Genomic DNA, 14,170 nt, shown 5'->3' on the forward strand with positions numbered 1-14,170 from the left:
GACCGTGCGGACGCGGCGTCAGGCCGGGAGCGTCCAGCGCTGGTTGGCGCCGGCGAAGCAGTCCCAGATCTGCAACCGGGTGCCGTCGGCGGAGCTGTTGTCGCTGGCGTCGAGGCACTTGTTCGACTGCGGGTTGCGCAGCGTGCCGTTGGACTGCGCCTGCCAGACCTGCGCGCCGCTGCCGTTGCAGTCCCAGAGTTGGACCTTCGCGCCGTTGGCGGTGGAGCCGCTGGTGATGTCGGCGCACTTGCCGAGGGCGCGCAGCGTGCTGTCGCTGGCCACGGTCCAGGTTTGCGCGTTGCTGCCGTTGCAGCCCCAGAGCTGGATGGCGGTGCCGTTGGCGGTGCTGGCCGAGGCCACGTCGACGCACTTGCCGGCGATCCCGGTGATCTGGCCGGTACGGCCGGTCGGCGGCGGGGTGGTGCCGCCCATGATGGTGTCGTACATGGCGCTGAGCAGTGAGGTCGAGCCGCTGGTGTCCTGCGACAGCTCCCAGTTCATCACGCCGCCGGCGTTGGCCAGCGCCCACTGCGTCTTGCGCTTGACCGTCGGGATGCCGTTCCAGCACTGCTGGCTGCCGCCGATGGTGGCGCAGTCCCGGTTGGCGTTCGCCGGGTCCAGTCCGACGATGTACGAGTAGTTGTAGTAGACGGGGCGGCTGTAGAACGGGATGCCGAGGACGGCCTTGCTGGCCGGCAGCCCGCGGGCCTTCCACAGGTTGATGCTGTTGATCGACCAGTCGTAGTTGGCGTGTGGGCTGCCGCCGTCGTACGCCATGATGTTGAGCCAGTCGACCTGGTTGAACACGGCCGTCTGGACGCCCTGGACGCTGCCGCCCTCGGAGACCACGGCGGCGGTGAGCAGTTTGCCGCGACTGTGCAGGGCGCTGCTGAGCTGCGTCATGAGCGCCGTGTAGTTGGTGGCCGAGGCGCCCGGGTCGGGGTACTCCCAGTCCATGTCGACGCCGTCGAGGTTGTACTGGTTGACGAAGTTGACCAGGTTGTTGACGAAGTTGGTGCGGCTGGTGGCGTTGGCGGCGAGCGCCTCGAAGGCCGAGTCGTTGCCGTCGTTCCAGCCGCCGACGGCGATGGAGACCTTGACGTTGTTGGCGTGCCCCTGCGAGACCAGCGAGGACAGCCGGGCCCCGTCCACCCCCTGCAGGGTGCCGTTGCTGTTGGGCAGGATGAAGGCGTAGTTGATGTGGGTGAGCTTGTTGTACTGGATGGTGTTGATGTTGCCGGCCCAGGAGGGCATGTAGCCGACGCTCTTGAAGTTGTTCGGCAGCACCACGGCCTGCGCGGCGGTGGGAATGACGGTGAGGGTGGCGCCGGCCGTGGCCAGCGCGAGCAGGCCGGCGGCGAGGGCGCGGCGCAGTGGTGAGGACATCGGGGGCCTTCCCGTGGGCGGGGGACGACACCCGCCCGCGCAGGGTTGTCGCGGGCGGGGGGTGCGGGGACGCAGGGACGGGTGGGCCTCGAGGCAGCCAAATCTTAAAGAGTGTTAACTGTCCGAGTCAATCAACATCGATGGATTTCCGGCCAGCCGGCGTCAATAGGGGGTTTGCCCAAACGACCGTTAAGCTGACGGGGTGGGAATCGACGAGCTGTACCCGCCGGATCGGCTGATCGCCGCGCAGCGCGCCACGGCCGCCGCCGGCCTGGACGCCCTGCTGCTCACCCCCGGCTCCGACCTGCGGTACCTGACCGGGTACGACGCCCACGCGGGGGAGCGGCTGACCTGCCTGGTGCTGCCCGCCGAGGGTGAACCGACCCTCGTCGTGCCCCGCCTCGAACGCCCGGCCGCCGAGGCGTCCCCCGCGCCGGCGACCGGCGTACGCATCGTCGACCACGTCGACGGCACCGACCCGTACCCCCTGGTGGTCGCTGCCCTCGACGGCCCGGTCGCGGCGGTCGGGCTCGCCGACCGGATGTGGGCCGAGCAGGTCCTCGGCCTGCGCGCGGCGCTGCCCGACGCCGCGCAACGGCTCGCCGGGGAGGTGCTGCGCGAGCTGCGGATCCGCAAGTCCCCGGCGGAGGTCGCGGCGCTCGCCGAGGCCGGCGCGGCGATCGACGAGGTGCACCTGCGGATGGGCGAGTGGCTGCGCCCCGGTCGCACCGAGGCCGAGGTCGGCGCCGACATCGCCGCGGCGATCCGCGCCGCCGGGCACGTCACCGTCGACTTCGTCATCGTGGCAGCCGGGCCCAACGCGGCCAGCCCGCACCACGGCACCTCCGACCGTCCGATCGGCGTCGGCGAGCCGGTGGTGGTCGACATCGGCGGCACGATGGCGTCGGGCTACCGCTCGGACTGCACCCGCACCTACCTGGCGGGCGGCCCGGCGCCGGCCGACTTCCTGGACTACTACGCGGTGCTGCGCGACGCCCAGCGCGACGCCGTCGAGGCGGTGCGGCCCGGGATCACCGGCGCGGCGGCCGACGCCGCGGCCCGGGCGCCGATCGCCGCCGCCGGCTACGGTCCCGCGTTCCTGCACCGCACCGGCCACGGCATCGGTCTGGACGGGCACGAGGAGCCGTACCTGGTGGCCGGTAACGACCGACCCCTCGAAGCCGGCATGGCGTTCTCCATCGAACCGGGCATCTACCTGGCGGGCCGGCACGGCGCCCGCATCGAGGACATCGTCGTCTGCACAACGGACGGCGTGCAACGGCTCAACACCACCCCCACGGAGCTCATCGCGCTATGACTGTCGACCGGATCCTCCCCACCGACGAGGCCCACGACCTGCTGGGTCTCGCCACCGAGCTCGCCGACCGCGAGCTCGCGCCGAAGGCCGCGGCCTTCGAGGAACGCGCCGAGTTCCCCCGCGAGGTGCTGCGGACGCTGGGCCGGGCCGGCCTGCTCGGCCTGCCCTACCCCGAGGAGTACGGCGGCGCGGCGCAGCCGTACGAGGTGTACCTGCAGGTGCTGGAGATCCTGGCCAGCCGGTGGCTCGCGGTGGCCGAGGCGGTCAGCGTGCACACGCTGTCCTGCTACCCGGTGGCGGCGTTCGGCAGCGACGAGCAGCGCAAGCTGCTGCCCGACATGCTCGGCGGCGAGTTGCTGGGCGCGTACTGCCTCTCCGAGCCGCAGGGTGGCTCGGACGCGGCGGCGCTGACCACCCGGGCGGACCGGGACGGCGACGCGTACCTGGTCTCCGGCACCAAGGCGTGGATCACCCACGCTCGGGCGGCCGACTTCTACAACGTCTTCTGCCGCACCGGAGGGCCCGGTCCCAAGGGCATCTCCTGCCTGCTCGTCGACGCGGGCACGGCCGGTATCACCCCGCAGGCGGCCGAGCGGACGATGGGGCTGCGCGCCTCGCCGGTGGCGCAGATCGCCTTCGACGAGGCGCGGGTGCCGGCCGACCGGTTGATCGGCGGCGAGGGGATGGGCTTCACCATCGCGATGTCCGCGCTGGACTCCGGCCGGCTGGGCATCGCGGCCTGCGCGGTCGGGCTGGCCCAGGCCGCCCTGGACTACGCGGTCTCCTACGCCCGGGAACGGCAGCAGTTCGGGCGCTCCATCATCGACTTCCAGGGGCTGGGGTTCCTCCTCGCCGACGCGGCCACCCAGGTCTCCGCCGCCCGCGCGCTGACCCTGGCGGCGGCCCGGCTGCGCGACGCCGGCCGCCCGTACGCGATCGAGGCGGCCAAGGCGAAGCTCTTCGCCACCGACATGGCGATGCGGGTGACCACCGACGCGGTGCAGGTGCTCGGCGGCGCGGGTTACGTGGCCGACCACCCGGTGGAGCGGTACATGCGTGAGGCGAAGGTGTTGCAGATCGTGGAGGGCACCAACCAGATCCAGCGGATGGTGATCTCCCGGGCGCTGGCCAGGGACTGACAAGGTGCGTGGTGGTGGGGCTGCGGTGGGCGCGTCAAGGTCCACCGCGGCCCGCCACTCGGGTACCTCGTCGCCGTGCGGCGGTTTTCCCGGTAGGTTGCACGCCGTGGAGGAGATCGACCGCGCTATCGTCGCCGCGCTGACCGCCGACGGCCGTCTGTCGTACACCGACCTGGCCGAGCGGGTGGGGCTGTCGGTGTCCGCCGTGCACCAGCGGGTCCGTCGGCTGGAGCAGCGTGGGGTGATCAAGGGGTACGCCGCCCGGGTGTCGTTCGAGGCGCTGGACCTGCCGCTGACCGCGTTCGTGGCGATCCGGCCGTTCGATCCGTCGCAGCCGGACGACGCCCCGGAGCGGCTGGCCCACCTGCCGGAGATCGACTCTTGCTACTCGGTGGCGGGGGAGGACTTCTACCTGCTGCTGGTGCGGGTGGCCAGCCCCACCGACCTGGAGCGGGTGCTCCAGGAGATCCGCACCTCGGCGAACGTCACGACCCGGACGACAGTGGTGTTGTCCACGCCGTACGAGAACCGGCCACCGAAGATCAGCGCTGCGGCACCGAGTCGGTCGCGGTCCCGGGTGCCGGAGGAGCCGGCTGGTTCCACCGCAGGATGACCTGCCGGCCGTGTTCGTGACCGAGCGCGCTGACCGTGGCGGTTTCGAGGCGTAGCCGCCCACCTGCGGACGGCGGCAGGCCGATCCAGCGGGCACCGAGCACCCGCAGGCTGTGCGCGTGCCCGACCAGCGCGACGGTGCCCCGGTCGAGCAGCGGGGTGACGCGGGCCAGCACCCGGTCGACCCGTTCGCCCACCTGCGCGGGGGACTCCCCGCCGGGGCAGCCGTCGGTCCAGATGTTCCAGTGCGGATCGTCGTCGTGGATGTCGACGGTGGTGCGGCCCTCGTACTCGCCGTAGTTCCACTCGCTGAGGTCCTCGTCGACGCCGTCCACGGTGAGCCCGGCCAGCTGCGCGGTGCGCAGCGCTCGGGAGCGGGGGCTGGCCAGCACGGTGACGAAGCGCCGGCCGGCCAGGAACGCGGCCAGGGTGCGGGCCTGTCGCTCGCCGTCGGGGGTCAGCTCCAGGTCGGTGTACGAGGTGTGCCGCAGGCTGGCGCTCCAGGTGGTCTCGCCGTGCCGGATCAGCAGGAGCTCTCCCATGCGGTCAGTTAACCATCGTGGGGCAGGCCGGATAGCCGACCCTTCCACAACCTATCGTCCTAGGATGCCCTAGCGGCGGTGCCGACCGGCACCGCCGGTTTCGGCACCTGGAGACCGGGCAAGCGAGCCCAGACAACCGCCAGACCGAGGAGGCGCGATGAGCTTCACCGAGAAGGCACGGAACAAGGTCGAGCAGATGGCCGGCGCCGCGAGGGAGCGCGTCGGCGACATGACCGACAACGAGCAGATGCGCGGCGAGGGCGCCAGTCAGCAGAGCGACGCGCGCGCCAAGCAGGCCGGTGAGAACGTCAAGGACGCCGGTCGCAACGTGAAGGACTCCTTCACGAAGTGACCTGAGCGGTCCACGGGTCCCCGGGAGGCATTGCCTGCCGGGGACTCGGCGCGTGTGCCACTGCCGTCCGGTGACCGTGCTGCGTCGCGTACGGCGGGGTGTTCGTGGCGGTCGTGATGTGCGCCCCTCGCGGCGGGCCCGCGTAACCCGACTGTGGGAGGCGGCCTCGGCGCCCTCGCGGGCGGGAGTGTCGCTGGTGAGCCATATACCAGGGAGTCATTTTTATACCTCTGAGGTATAGCGCTTACCGGAGCGGCACCGCCCGACGGACGTAACGCGCGCCGCCGCCTGCGTCGCGCGGCGGGACGTTCGCACGGGTGTGGTGGGCGGAGTTCGAGACGGTACGCGCGGGGCAGTGAGGCGGTTTCGCGTCTGCGATGATCTGCCGCGTGATCCGACCCCGGCTTCGCCCATTGGGGTGTGGCGTACTGGTTGCGGCGGCCGTTGTCGGCAGTGTCGCGTGCACGGCGTCCCGGGTGCCACCGCCGGAGCGGCCGGTCTTCGTCGGCTCGTCCGCCTCCGCGGCCGTGCCGTCGGCCAGCGCCGTGCCGTCGGCCAGCGCATCGCCTGTGGTTCCGACGTCGACGCCTCCCGCCACCCCGCCGGCTGTGCCGGGGGCGACGGTGGTGGGGACCAGGGCACCGGTGGTGGATCACGGCCCGCGTACCGGCGCCAAGGTCGCGTTGACCTTCGACGCGGACATGACCGACGGGATGCTGGCCAGCCTGCGGGCCGGCCGGGTGACGTCGTACGCGAACCTGCGCATCCTCGACCTGCTGGAGCGCGAGCAGGTGCCGGCGACGTTCTTCCTGACCGGCAAGTGGGTGCAGCGGTACCCGGACGTGACCCGGCGGATCGCGAAGAATCCGCGCTTCGAGTTGGCCAACCACACCTACGGGCACGCGGCGTTCACCGCCGACTGTTACGACCTGCCGCGGCTGCCCGTCAAGGAGTTGGCCGGCGATGTGGCGAAGACGTTCGAGGTGATCGCGCCGTACGGCGGTCGGCAGACCCGGTACTTCCGGTTTCCGGGGTTGTGCCACGACGCGGCGGCGCTGGACGCGTTGGCGCCGCTGGGGGTGACGGTGGTCGACGGGGACGTGGTCAGCGGTGACCCGTTCGCGACGGCGTGGAAGCCGTTGGTGCGGGCGGTGGTGGACCACGTCCGCCCCGGGTCGGTGGTCATCATGCATGTGACCGAGGCGAACGCGGCGATGACCGATGAGGCGTTGCCGCACATCCTGGCCGGGTTGCGGGAGCGAGGGTTGGTGCCGGCGCCATTGTCCGAGGTGCTGGCGGCCGGCTGAGACTCAGCTCTCCCGCACGTCGTCGACGGTCAGGACGATCTTTCCGCGGCGGGATCCGTGCTCGGCCGTGTGGTGCGCGTCGGGTGCCTTCTCCAGCGGGAAGGTCGCTTCGATTGGCACCCTGAACCGGCCCTCGGTGAACAGGTCGGCTGCTGCGGGCAGGCCGTGGCGGCCGTCGGGTTCGCCGGCCAGTTGTCCCATGGACAGGCGGACGCCGTGGGTGGGGGCGGTGAAGTCGGCCAGGGTGAGCACCGCTGTCGGGTCGCCGGTGAGGTGGAGCAGTTCGGTCAGCGACCCGGCGCCGGCGACGTCGAGGGCGCGGTCGATCCGGGTCACGCCCAGGGCGTCGAGGCGGTTGGTGAGGTCGGGGCCGTAGGTGACCGGTGTCGTCCCGAGCTGACGGAGGAGGTCGTGGTTGTCGGCGCGGGCGGTGCCGATGACGTGGACGCCGCGGGCTGCGGCGAGTTGGACGGCGGTGCTGCCGACGCCACCAGCGGCGCCGTCGACGAGGAGTGTCATGCCGGGCCGTAGTTCCAACAGGTCGAGAGCCCGCGTGGCGGTCTCGATGCTGGTGCCCGCCGCGCCCGCCTGGGCCCACGGCATGGTGGTGGGCTTGTGCGTCCAGAGCTGTAGTACCGCGAACTGTGCGCTCGCGCCGCCGAGTCTGGCCAGTTCGACGATACCGAAGACGTGGTCGCCGAGGGTCACGCCCTCGACCTCGTCGCCGATCTCGTCGACGATGCCGGCCGCGTCGACCCCGGGAATGTGGGGCAGCGGTAGTTGGGCGCTCATCGGGGTACGGCCGGAGCGGAGGCCGACGTCGACGGGGGAGACGCCGGCGGCCTGGACGCGGATGCGGATCTGGCCGGCTCGGGGCTGTGGCGCGTCGGTGGTGCCGAGGTGGAGTACCTCGGGGCCGCCGAACCGGTCGTACTGCACGGCGAACATCAGGGGCTCCTCTGCCTGGGGTGACGTGGTGATGGTCGTACCGTAGGCGGGAAACGGAGCAGCTGTTCCGCTGTGGGGTGAAGTGAGAGGGAGGCCGGGCGGAGATGTCTCAGATGCAGCGTGCCGATGCCCGGTTCAACCGTGACCGGGTGGTGGCGGCGGCACGGGAGGCGTTCGCGTCGGAAGGGCTTGAGGTGCCCATGCGGGAGGTGGCGCGACGGGCGGGGGTGGGTGTGGCGACCCTGTACCGGCACTTCCCGACGCGTACGGAGTTGGTGGCGACGGTCCTGGCTGAGCGGGTGGACGATTGCGGTGTGCAGGTGCGCCGGGCGCTCGATGACCCGGACCCGTGGCGGGCTTTGTCCGGCGTGGTGCGCGAGTTCGCCGAGCGGCAGATCCATGACCGGGCGCTCAACGAGGCGTTGTTGGGGCCGGGTGAGGTGAGTGCGGCGTTTCAGCGGGAGCGGCGGGAGCACGCGCAGGCGTTGACCGTGCTGGTCGGGCGGGCGCGGGCGGCGGGTGTGCTGCGCGACGGCGTCGACGTGAACGACGTGCGGGCCGGTCTGTTGGCCATCGCGTCGCTTCGGCGGTTGCCTGCAGCGACGAGCGCCCGGGTGATCGGTCGGGTCGCCGATCTGGTGCTCGCCGGTATCCGCGCCTGACCGGTGCGGGCTGTCACGGTTGTCGTCGCACCGGACATGGACTGGATGTGAGCTCAGGGACAGAGCAGGACGAGGACCGCTTCCGGCGGGTCTACGCCGAGGACTTCGAGGCGCTGTTGGCGTACGCGTTGCGCCGTGTCGCGCATCCGGAGGATGCGGCCGACGTCGTCGCGGAGACCTTCCTGGTGGCGTGGCGTCGCCGGCGGGACATTCCGGACGGCGGTGAGGCTCGGCTGTGGCTGTACGGGGTGGCCCGGCGGGTGTTGGCCAACCAGCACCGCGGTGGCGTTCGCCGGGAGCGCCTCGGTGAGCGGTTACGCCAGCAGATCATCGGTTCGGTCGCCGATCCGGGGAGTGAGGTGCCGGAGCGGCTTGCGGTTCGGGCGGCGTTGGCGGGTCTGGCTGAGGGGGACCGGGAGGTGCTGATGCTCACCGTCTGGGAGGGTCTGCGGCCGCATGAGGTGGCTGCCGTGCTGGGGGTGGGTTCCGCCGTGGTTCGGACCCGGTTGTCGCGGGCGCGGGCGAGGTTGCGGGGGCTGGTCGGTGACGATCCGGGGCCGCCCGGACATGTGCTCGACGTGTTGACCGCATCCACCGGGAAGGAGGACTGATGAGCGCCGAGGAGCAGTTTGACCGGCTGGTTCGGGATGCCGACCCGGGTCGGCTCGGTGTGCTGGGAGAACTCGGCGGGGTGAAACAGGACCTGCTGGAGGAGATCCTGTCCGAGTCGAAGCTCGATCGTGTCGTCGAGGTGCCGCGGCGGCGGTTGCGGGTGCGTGGTTTCGCAGGCGTCGTCGCGGCGGCAGCCGTCCTCGTCAGTGTCGTGCCGGTGTCCATCGTGGTGCGTGGGCAGTCCGAGGACCGAGGGGTCTCGCCGATAGCCACTGTCGACCCGGGTGTGGTCTTTTCGCCGTTGGCGCTGGCGGCGGCGGAGCGGAACCCGCGGCTGCTGATCGATCGGTCTGGCTGGAAGGTGACTGATCTGTCGGGGTTCGCCGAGGAGCAGGGCATGATCCGTTTTCGCCGGGGTGAGCGGGAGTTGGAGATGAACTGGTATTCGGCGTGGGTGTACACGTATCGCTATTCCGATCGGCTGGCCGACGGTCCTCCGAAGTCGGTGCGGGTCGCTGGTTGGCCGGGTGATCTGTTCCAGAACCTCAACGGTGATTTCACGGTGCTGTTGCGTCCCCACGACAACGTGTTGGTGGAGATGAGCACCTCCGGGAACTGGTCGCGCGAGGACCTAGACAGGGTTCTCGCGGACATCGTCCGGGTGGACGCGCGGACGTGGTTGGCCGCGCTTCCGGCGGAGATGGTCATGCCGGTGGGGGAGAGGGCGGCGAAGGTGCTCGTCGATGTGCCGCTGCCGCCCGGGTTCGACGTCGCGGCGCTGGAGGACATTGGCGTGAGTGACTCGTACCATTTCGGTGTGGGTGTGACGTCCCGGGTCGGCTGCGGGTGGATCGCGGAGTGGCAGCGGGCGAGGGCGAGCGGGGACGAGGCCGGGGTGCGGCGGGCCGTCGACGTGTTGCGGGGCAGTCACGGGTGGCGGGTGCTGCGGGACCTGGACCGGGTCGGTGACTGGCCGGAGGTGTTCTGGGAGTACGCCGACGAGATTTCGGCCGGGACCCTGCGGCCTTCCTACGTCCAGGGCTTGGGCTGCCAGTGACGGAAGACAGCGGCGCCCCCGGCGTGGTCTTCCCGGGGGCGCCGCTGTCGGTGGGGTCAGTCGTCGCGGTGGTCGTTCCACCACTGCTGGCCGTTGGCGGGCAGGGTGTCGATCGGGTCGTAGTAGGCGTAGCGCTTGTTGAGCGCCTCCAGGTCGGCCGATTCGATGGAGGTGCGGTAGTTCTTCGTCCAGTAGGAGATGCCGCGCTCACGGTCGTAGTCGGTGAGCATGTGCACCCAGCGCTTCCCGACGAACGGGACGTCGCAGACGATGCGGGGGGTGGCGTAGCCGGGCAGGTAGCCCATGATGTCGTGCTGGAGTTGCTGGGCGTGCCAGACCGGGACCCGCCAGTGTTCGGCGTTGGGGATCATGTCGCACATGTAGAAGTAGTACGGCAGGATCCCGGCTTCGCCTTGGAGGGCGAAACAGAGGTCGAGCAGTTCCGGGGTGGTGGCGTTGACGCCGCGCATGAGCACGCCCTGGTTGCGGACGTCGCGGACGCCGACGTCGAGGGCGGTCTGGGCGGCCTTGGCGACCAGTGGGGTGAGCGACTGGGCGTGGTTGACGTGGGTGTGGATGGCGAGGTTGACGCCGCGGCGGGCGGCGGTGCGGGCGACGCGCTCCAGGCCCTCGACGACGTCGGGTTGCAGCCAGTGTTGGGGTAGGCCCATGAGGGCTTTGGTGGCGAGCCGGATGTCGCGGACCGTCTCCAGTTCCAGCAGGCGCATGAGGTACGACTCGAGGTTGCGCCAGGGGACGTTGGCCACGTCGCCGCCGGAGACGACCACGTCGCGGACGCCGGCGTGGGCCTTGAGGTAGGCGATGTGGGCGTCGTAGCGGTCGACGGGCTTGAGGGTGAGTTTGAGTTTGTCGACGGCGGGGGTGGAGTTGCCGACGAGGTCCATGCGGGTGCAGTGCCCGCAGTACTGGGGGCAGGTGGAGAGCAGTTCGGCGAGGACCTTGGTGGGGTAGCGGTGGGTGAGCCCTTCGGCGACCCACATGTCGTGCTCGTGGAGGCTGTCGCGGCTGGCGTAGGGGTGTGAGGGCCAGTCGGTGCGTCGGTCGGAGGCGACCGGGATCATGTAGCGGCGGATGGGGTCGGCGAGCAGCGCCTCGGTGGTGAGGGTCGCGAACGGCACCATCGTGTTGATCATTTGTGGTGGCACCAGCATGGACATGGTGGCCAGGGCCTTCTGGTCGGCCTCGAGGTCGGCGTAGAAGGTGTCGTCGATCAGGTCACCGAAGACGGCGCGGAGCTGCTTGGTGTTCTTGACGCAGTTGACGCGCTGCCACTGGGCGGATTCCCACTGGTCGCGGGTGACGTGGCGCCAGCCGGGGAAGCGGGTCCAGTCGGGCTCGACCAGGGGGCGGCGGTGGTACTCGTACGGCTGCCCGGCGGTCGGTGTGGCGGCCGGGACGTGACGGGGGTGCGGGATGGTCTGGGTCACGGCCCCTCCTCGGTGTTACGGCTGATCATCGAAGCCCGAAGGCTACTGGAAAATATTCGGTACAGAAACTAGTCTGCCGTAAGTTTTCCCGTTACGCGAGCCTTGACCGGGGCTTCGAACGGCTGGCAGGGGGAGGTTGGCGTGACGTCACCGGTGGGACTGCACCGCGTCGTGCAGCCGACAGGGGTGCTGCCGCAGGCGGCCTGGCGCCTGGACACGTCGGCGGCGATCGCGCCGAACGAGGTGCGGATCCGGGTGCAGCGGCTCAACCTGGACGCGGCGAGCTTCCGGCAGTTGTCGGAGAAGCACGGCGGGAACGGTGACGCGGTCCGCGCCGAGGTGCTGGAGATCATCGCAACCCGGGGGAAAATGCAGAACCCGGTGACCGGGTCCGGTGGGATGCTGATCGGCACGGTCGAGGAGGCCGGTCGGCGGTCCCCGCTGGGGCTCAGGGCGGGGGAGCGGGTCGCCACCCTGGTGTCGTTGACGCTGACGCCGCTGGTGATCACCGATGGGTTGGCCCGCTGGGACGGGCGCAGCGAGCAGGTGCCCTGTGACGGGTGGGCGATCCTGTTCGCGCGGTCCATCGCCGCGGTGCTGCCCGACGACGAGGACCCGCAGTTGTCCCTCGCCGTGCTGGACGTGTGCGGGGCGCCCGCGCTGACCGCCCGGGTGGTGTCGCGCTACGTCGAGGAGCGCCAGCGAAGCGGTGATCCGACGCCGGTGCGGGTCGCGGTGATCGGCGGGGCCGGCAAGAGTGGGTCGCTGTCCCTCGCCGCGGCGCGACGGGCGGGCGCCGCGCGTACCGTCGGGGTGGTGCCGGTGGCGGCGGAGCGCGACGCGCTGACGGCCGCCGGCCTGGCGTCGGTGGTGGCGTTGGCCGACGCGCGTGACCCGGTGGGGTTGTCCACGGCGGTGACCACGGCGCTGGGTGCGCCGGCGGACGTGACGGTGGTCTGCGTGGACGTGCCGGGGTGTGAGCACGGGGCGGTGCTGGCCACCGCGGACGGCGGCACAGTGATCTTCTTCTCGATGGCGACGAGCTTCTCCGCGGCAGCGTTGGGCGCGGAGGGGCTGGCGGCGGACGTGACGATGCTGGTGGGCAACGGGTACGTGCCGGGGCACGCGGAGTTGGCGTTGGGGCTGCTGCGGGCCGAGCCGGGGGTGCGTCAGCTCTTCGCGGCGCGGGTCGCGGCAGACTGAGGTCATGACGAACCCCTCGACGTTGTACCGCGGCGGCGTGCTGCACTGCCCCGCCGACCCGAGCGCCACCGCGCTGCTGGTGTCCGGTGGGCGGATCGCCTGGTTGGGGACCGACGGTGACGCGCCGCCGGCCGACCGGGTGGTGGACCTGGGTGGGGCGTTGGTGACGCCGGCGTTCGTTGACGCGCACGTGCACGCCACCGACACCGGGTTGGCGTTGTCCGGGCTGGAGTTGTCCGGGGTGCGCTCGGCGGGTCAGCTGCTCGACGCGGTGGCGGCCTTCGCGGCGGGCCTGCCGGCGGACGCGGTGGTGCTGGGTCACGGCTGGGACGAGTCGGGCTGGTCGGATCCGACGTTGCCGGACGCGGCGGCGCTGGACCGGGCCGCCGCTGGTCGGCGGGTGTACCTGTCGCAGGCGTCGATCCACTCGGCGCTGGTGTCGTCGGCGTTGCTGGCGGCGTGCCCGCAGGCGGCGCAGGCGGCCGGGTACGACGCGTCGGGGTGGTTGCGGCGCGACGCGCACCACGTGGTGCGGGCGGCCGCGCAGGGGTCGGTGAGTCGGGCGCAGCGGGTCGCGGCGCAGCGGGTGGCCCTGGCCCACGCGGCGTCGTTGGGGATCGCGGCGGTGCACGAGTGCGGTGGCCCGGAGATCTCCGACGAGGAGGACTTCACCGGTCTGCTGGGCATCTCCGGCGCGGGGTTGCCGGAGGTGTACGGGTACTGGGGTGAGTTGGGTGGCGCGGCGCGGGCCCGGGAGTTGGGCGCGGTCGGCGCCGGTGGGGACCTGTTCGCCGACGGGGCGTTGGGCTCGCGCACGGCGCACGTGTCGCAGCCGTACGGCGACGGTGCCGGCTGCGGGCACGGGTACCTGACGGCCGAGCAGGTGCGTGACCACCTGTTGGACTGCGCGGCGCACGGCATGCAGGGCGGGTTCCACGCCATCGGTGACGCGGCGATCGGCACCGTCCTGGACGGGTTCGCGGCGGCGGCCCGGACGGTGGGGCTGGAGCGGTTGCGGGCGGCCCGGCACCGCATCGAGCACGCGGAGATCATGAACAAGCAGTTGATCGCGCGGTTCGTCGAGTACGGGGTGGTGGCGAGCATGCAGCCGGCGTTCGACCGGTTGTGGGGTGGCGCGGGCCGGATGTACGAGGCGCGGTTGGGGTTGGACCGGTCGTTGGAGTCGAACCCGATGGGTGCGATGCACTCGGTGGGGGTGGCGTTGGCGTTCGGGTCGGACTCGCCGGTGACGCCGCTGGACCCGTGGGGGTCGGTGCGGGCGGCGGTGGCGCACCACAACCCGGCGCAGCGGATGGGTGTGCGCTCGGCGTTCGCGGCGCACACCCGTGGTGGGTGGCGGGCGGTGCACCTGGACGTCGAGGGGGTCCTGGCGCTGGGTGCGCCGGCGACGTTCGCGGTGTGGTCGACGCCGGCGGGGGTGGAGCGGGGTCTGCCGGTGTTGCAGGCCGAGGACCCGGAGCAGCGGGGTCCGGGCGACCCGACGCCGCTGCCGGTGTGCCGGCGCCTGGTGCTGCGCGGTGAGGTCATCTACGAGGAAGGGTCGTCGTGAGCGAGCGGTTGATC

General features: G+C 71.5%; 14 protein-coding genes. 10 read left to right on the forward strand and 4 right to left on the reverse strand.

What is annotated here, in order from left to right; genetic code table 11:
- Positions 1 to 18: 18 nt before the first annotated feature.
- Positions 19 to 1,386 (reverse strand): glycosyl hydrolase family 18 protein, encoded by a 1,368-nt coding sequence (locus ACFYL6_RS02710; RefSeq protein WP_387166456.1) that lies wholly within the window; start codon positions 1,384 to 1,386, stop codon positions 19 to 21.
- A gap of 202 nt (positions 1,387 to 1,588) precedes the next feature.
- Between ACFYL6_RS02710 and ACFYL6_RS02715 the strand changes: the two genes are divergently transcribed.
- The 3 genes from ACFYL6_RS02715 to ACFYL6_RS02725 all read left to right on the forward strand — a co-directional run bounded on the left by ACFYL6_RS02715 (position 1,589) and on the right by ACFYL6_RS02725 (position 4,456).
- Entirely contained in the window at positions 1,589 to 2,704 is a 1,116-nt protein-coding gene (locus tag ACFYL6_RS02715) for a M24 family metallopeptidase (RefSeq protein ID WP_387166459.1), read from the forward strand.
- Positions 2,701 to 3,843: an acyl-CoA dehydrogenase family protein gene (locus ACFYL6_RS02720; protein WP_387166462.1), complete on the forward strand. Its 1,143-nt coding sequence runs from the start codon at positions 2,701 to 2,703 to the stop codon at positions 3,841 to 3,843. The genes ACFYL6_RS02715 and ACFYL6_RS02720 overlap by 4 nt, the downstream gene beginning before the upstream one ends.
- Positions 3,844 to 3,949: 106 nt before the next feature.
- The gene (locus ACFYL6_RS02725) at positions 3,950 to 4,456 is read left to right on the forward strand and encodes an Lrp/AsnC family transcriptional regulator (RefSeq protein ID WP_354973887.1); all 507 of its coding nucleotides are present in this window, start codon (positions 3,950 to 3,952) and stop codon (positions 4,454 to 4,456) included.
- Here ACFYL6_RS02725 and ACFYL6_RS02730 read toward each other — a convergent pair.
- Positions 4,386 to 4,997, reverse strand: a complete 612-nt coding sequence (locus ACFYL6_RS02730) for a histidine phosphatase family protein (protein ID WP_238660603.1) — start codon at positions 4,995 to 4,997, stop codon at positions 4,386 to 4,388. The two genes, ACFYL6_RS02725 and ACFYL6_RS02730, sit on opposite strands and share 71 nt — an antisense overlap.
- A gap of 157 nt (positions 4,998 to 5,154) precedes the next feature.
- Between ACFYL6_RS02730 and ACFYL6_RS02735 the strand changes: the two genes are divergently transcribed.
- Positions 5,155 to 5,349, forward strand: coding sequence for a CsbD family protein (locus tag ACFYL6_RS02735; protein WP_387166466.1), 195 nt, complete (start codon positions 5,155 to 5,157; stop codon positions 5,347 to 5,349).
- Between the two features lie 476 nt (positions 5,350 to 5,825).
- Entirely contained in the window at positions 5,826 to 6,656 is an 831-nt protein-coding gene (locus tag ACFYL6_RS02740; protein ID WP_387166469.1) for a polysaccharide deacetylase family protein, read from the forward strand.
- Positions 6,657 to 6,659: 3 nt separating this feature from the next.
- Here the strand turns inward: ACFYL6_RS02740 and ACFYL6_RS02745 are convergent, their stop codons facing one another.
- Positions 6,660 to 7,604, reverse strand: a complete 945-nt coding sequence (locus ACFYL6_RS02745; RefSeq protein WP_387166472.1) for an NADP-dependent oxidoreductase — start codon at positions 7,602 to 7,604, stop codon at positions 6,660 to 6,662.
- Positions 7,605 to 7,717: 113 nt separating this feature from the next.
- Here ACFYL6_RS02745 and ACFYL6_RS02750 point away from each other — a divergent pair, with 113 nt between their 5' ends.
- Genes ACFYL6_RS02750 through ACFYL6_RS02760 form a run of 3 tightly spaced genes read left to right on the forward strand, consistent with a single transcriptional unit; the run spans position 7,718 to position 9,935 of the window.
- Complete coding sequence (locus ACFYL6_RS02750; RefSeq protein WP_387166475.1) at positions 7,718 to 8,266, forward strand: TetR/AcrR family transcriptional regulator; 549 nt, start codon at positions 7,718 to 7,720, stop codon at positions 8,264 to 8,266.
- 47 nt (positions 8,267 to 8,313) lie between these two features.
- Positions 8,314 to 8,877, forward strand: a complete 564-nt coding sequence (locus ACFYL6_RS02755; RefSeq protein WP_387166478.1) for an RNA polymerase sigma factor — start codon at positions 8,314 to 8,316, stop codon at positions 8,875 to 8,877.
- A complete protein-coding gene (locus tag ACFYL6_RS02760) occupies positions 8,877 to 9,935 on the forward strand; it encodes a hypothetical protein (RefSeq protein WP_387166481.1) in 1,059 nt (352 codons plus the stop codon). Before ACFYL6_RS02755 ends, ACFYL6_RS02760 begins: the two co-directional genes overlap by 1 nt.
- A gap of 56 nt (positions 9,936 to 9,991) precedes the next feature.
- On the opposite strand, the gene ACFYL6_RS02765 is transcribed toward ACFYL6_RS02760, so the two are convergent.
- Positions 9,992 to 11,383, reverse strand: coding sequence for a KamA family radical SAM protein (locus ACFYL6_RS02765; protein ID WP_387166483.1), 1,392 nt, complete (start codon positions 11,381 to 11,383; stop codon positions 9,992 to 9,994).
- A gap of 153 nt (positions 11,384 to 11,536) precedes the next feature.
- Here ACFYL6_RS02765 and ACFYL6_RS02770 point away from each other — a divergent pair, with 153 nt between their 5' ends.
- Positions 11,537 to 12,586 carry a zinc-binding alcohol dehydrogenase gene (locus ACFYL6_RS02770; protein WP_387166840.1) on the forward strand — a complete coding sequence of 350 codons (1,050 nt, stop codon included), beginning with the start codon at positions 11,537 to 11,539 and terminating at the stop codon, positions 12,584 to 12,586.
- A gap of 4 nt (positions 12,587 to 12,590) precedes the next feature.
- A complete protein-coding gene (locus tag ACFYL6_RS02775) occupies positions 12,591 to 14,156 on the forward strand; it encodes an amidohydrolase (protein ID WP_387166486.1) in 1,566 nt (521 codons plus the stop codon).
- Positions 14,157 to 14,170: the final 14 nt, after the last annotated feature.

Origin of the sequence: Micromonospora sp. NPDC007208 (assembly GCF_042869175.1) — a bacterium.
GTDB classification, from domain to species: Bacteria; Actinomycetota; Actinomycetes; order Mycobacteriales; family Micromonosporaceae; genus Micromonospora; species Micromonospora foliorum.

Excerpts from the sequence above, each read along its gene's own strand:
- ACFYL6_RS02775 (WP_387166486.1), top strand. The coding sequence starts at position 12,591 with ATGACGAACCCCTCGACGTTGTACCGCGGCGGCGTGCTGCACTGCCCC.
- ACFYL6_RS02750 (WP_387166475.1), top strand. The coding sequence starts at position 7,718 with ATGCAGCGTGCCGATGCCCGGTTCAACCGTGACCGGGTGGTGGCGGCG.
- ACFYL6_RS02745 (WP_387166472.1), bottom strand. The coding sequence starts at position 7,604 with ATGTTCGCCGTGCAGTACGACCGGTTCGGCGGCCCCGAGGTACTCCAC.
- ACFYL6_RS02710 (WP_387166456.1), bottom strand. The coding sequence starts at position 1,386 with ATGTCCTCACCACTGCGCCGCGCCCTCGCCGCCGGCCTGCTCGCGCTG.
- ACFYL6_RS02735 (WP_387166466.1), top strand. The coding sequence starts at position 5,155 with ATGAGCTTCACCGAGAAGGCACGGAACAAGGTCGAGCAGATGGCCGGC.
- ACFYL6_RS02720 (WP_387166462.1), top strand. The coding sequence starts at position 2,701 with ATGACTGTCGACCGGATCCTCCCCACCGACGAGGCCCACGACCTGCTG.
- ACFYL6_RS02760 (WP_387166481.1), top strand. The coding sequence starts at position 8,877 with ATGAGCGCCGAGGAGCAGTTTGACCGGCTGGTTCGGGATGCCGACCCG.
- ACFYL6_RS02730 (WP_238660603.1), bottom strand. The coding sequence starts at position 4,997 with ATGGGAGAGCTCCTGCTGATCCGGCACGGCGAGACCACCTGGAGCGCC.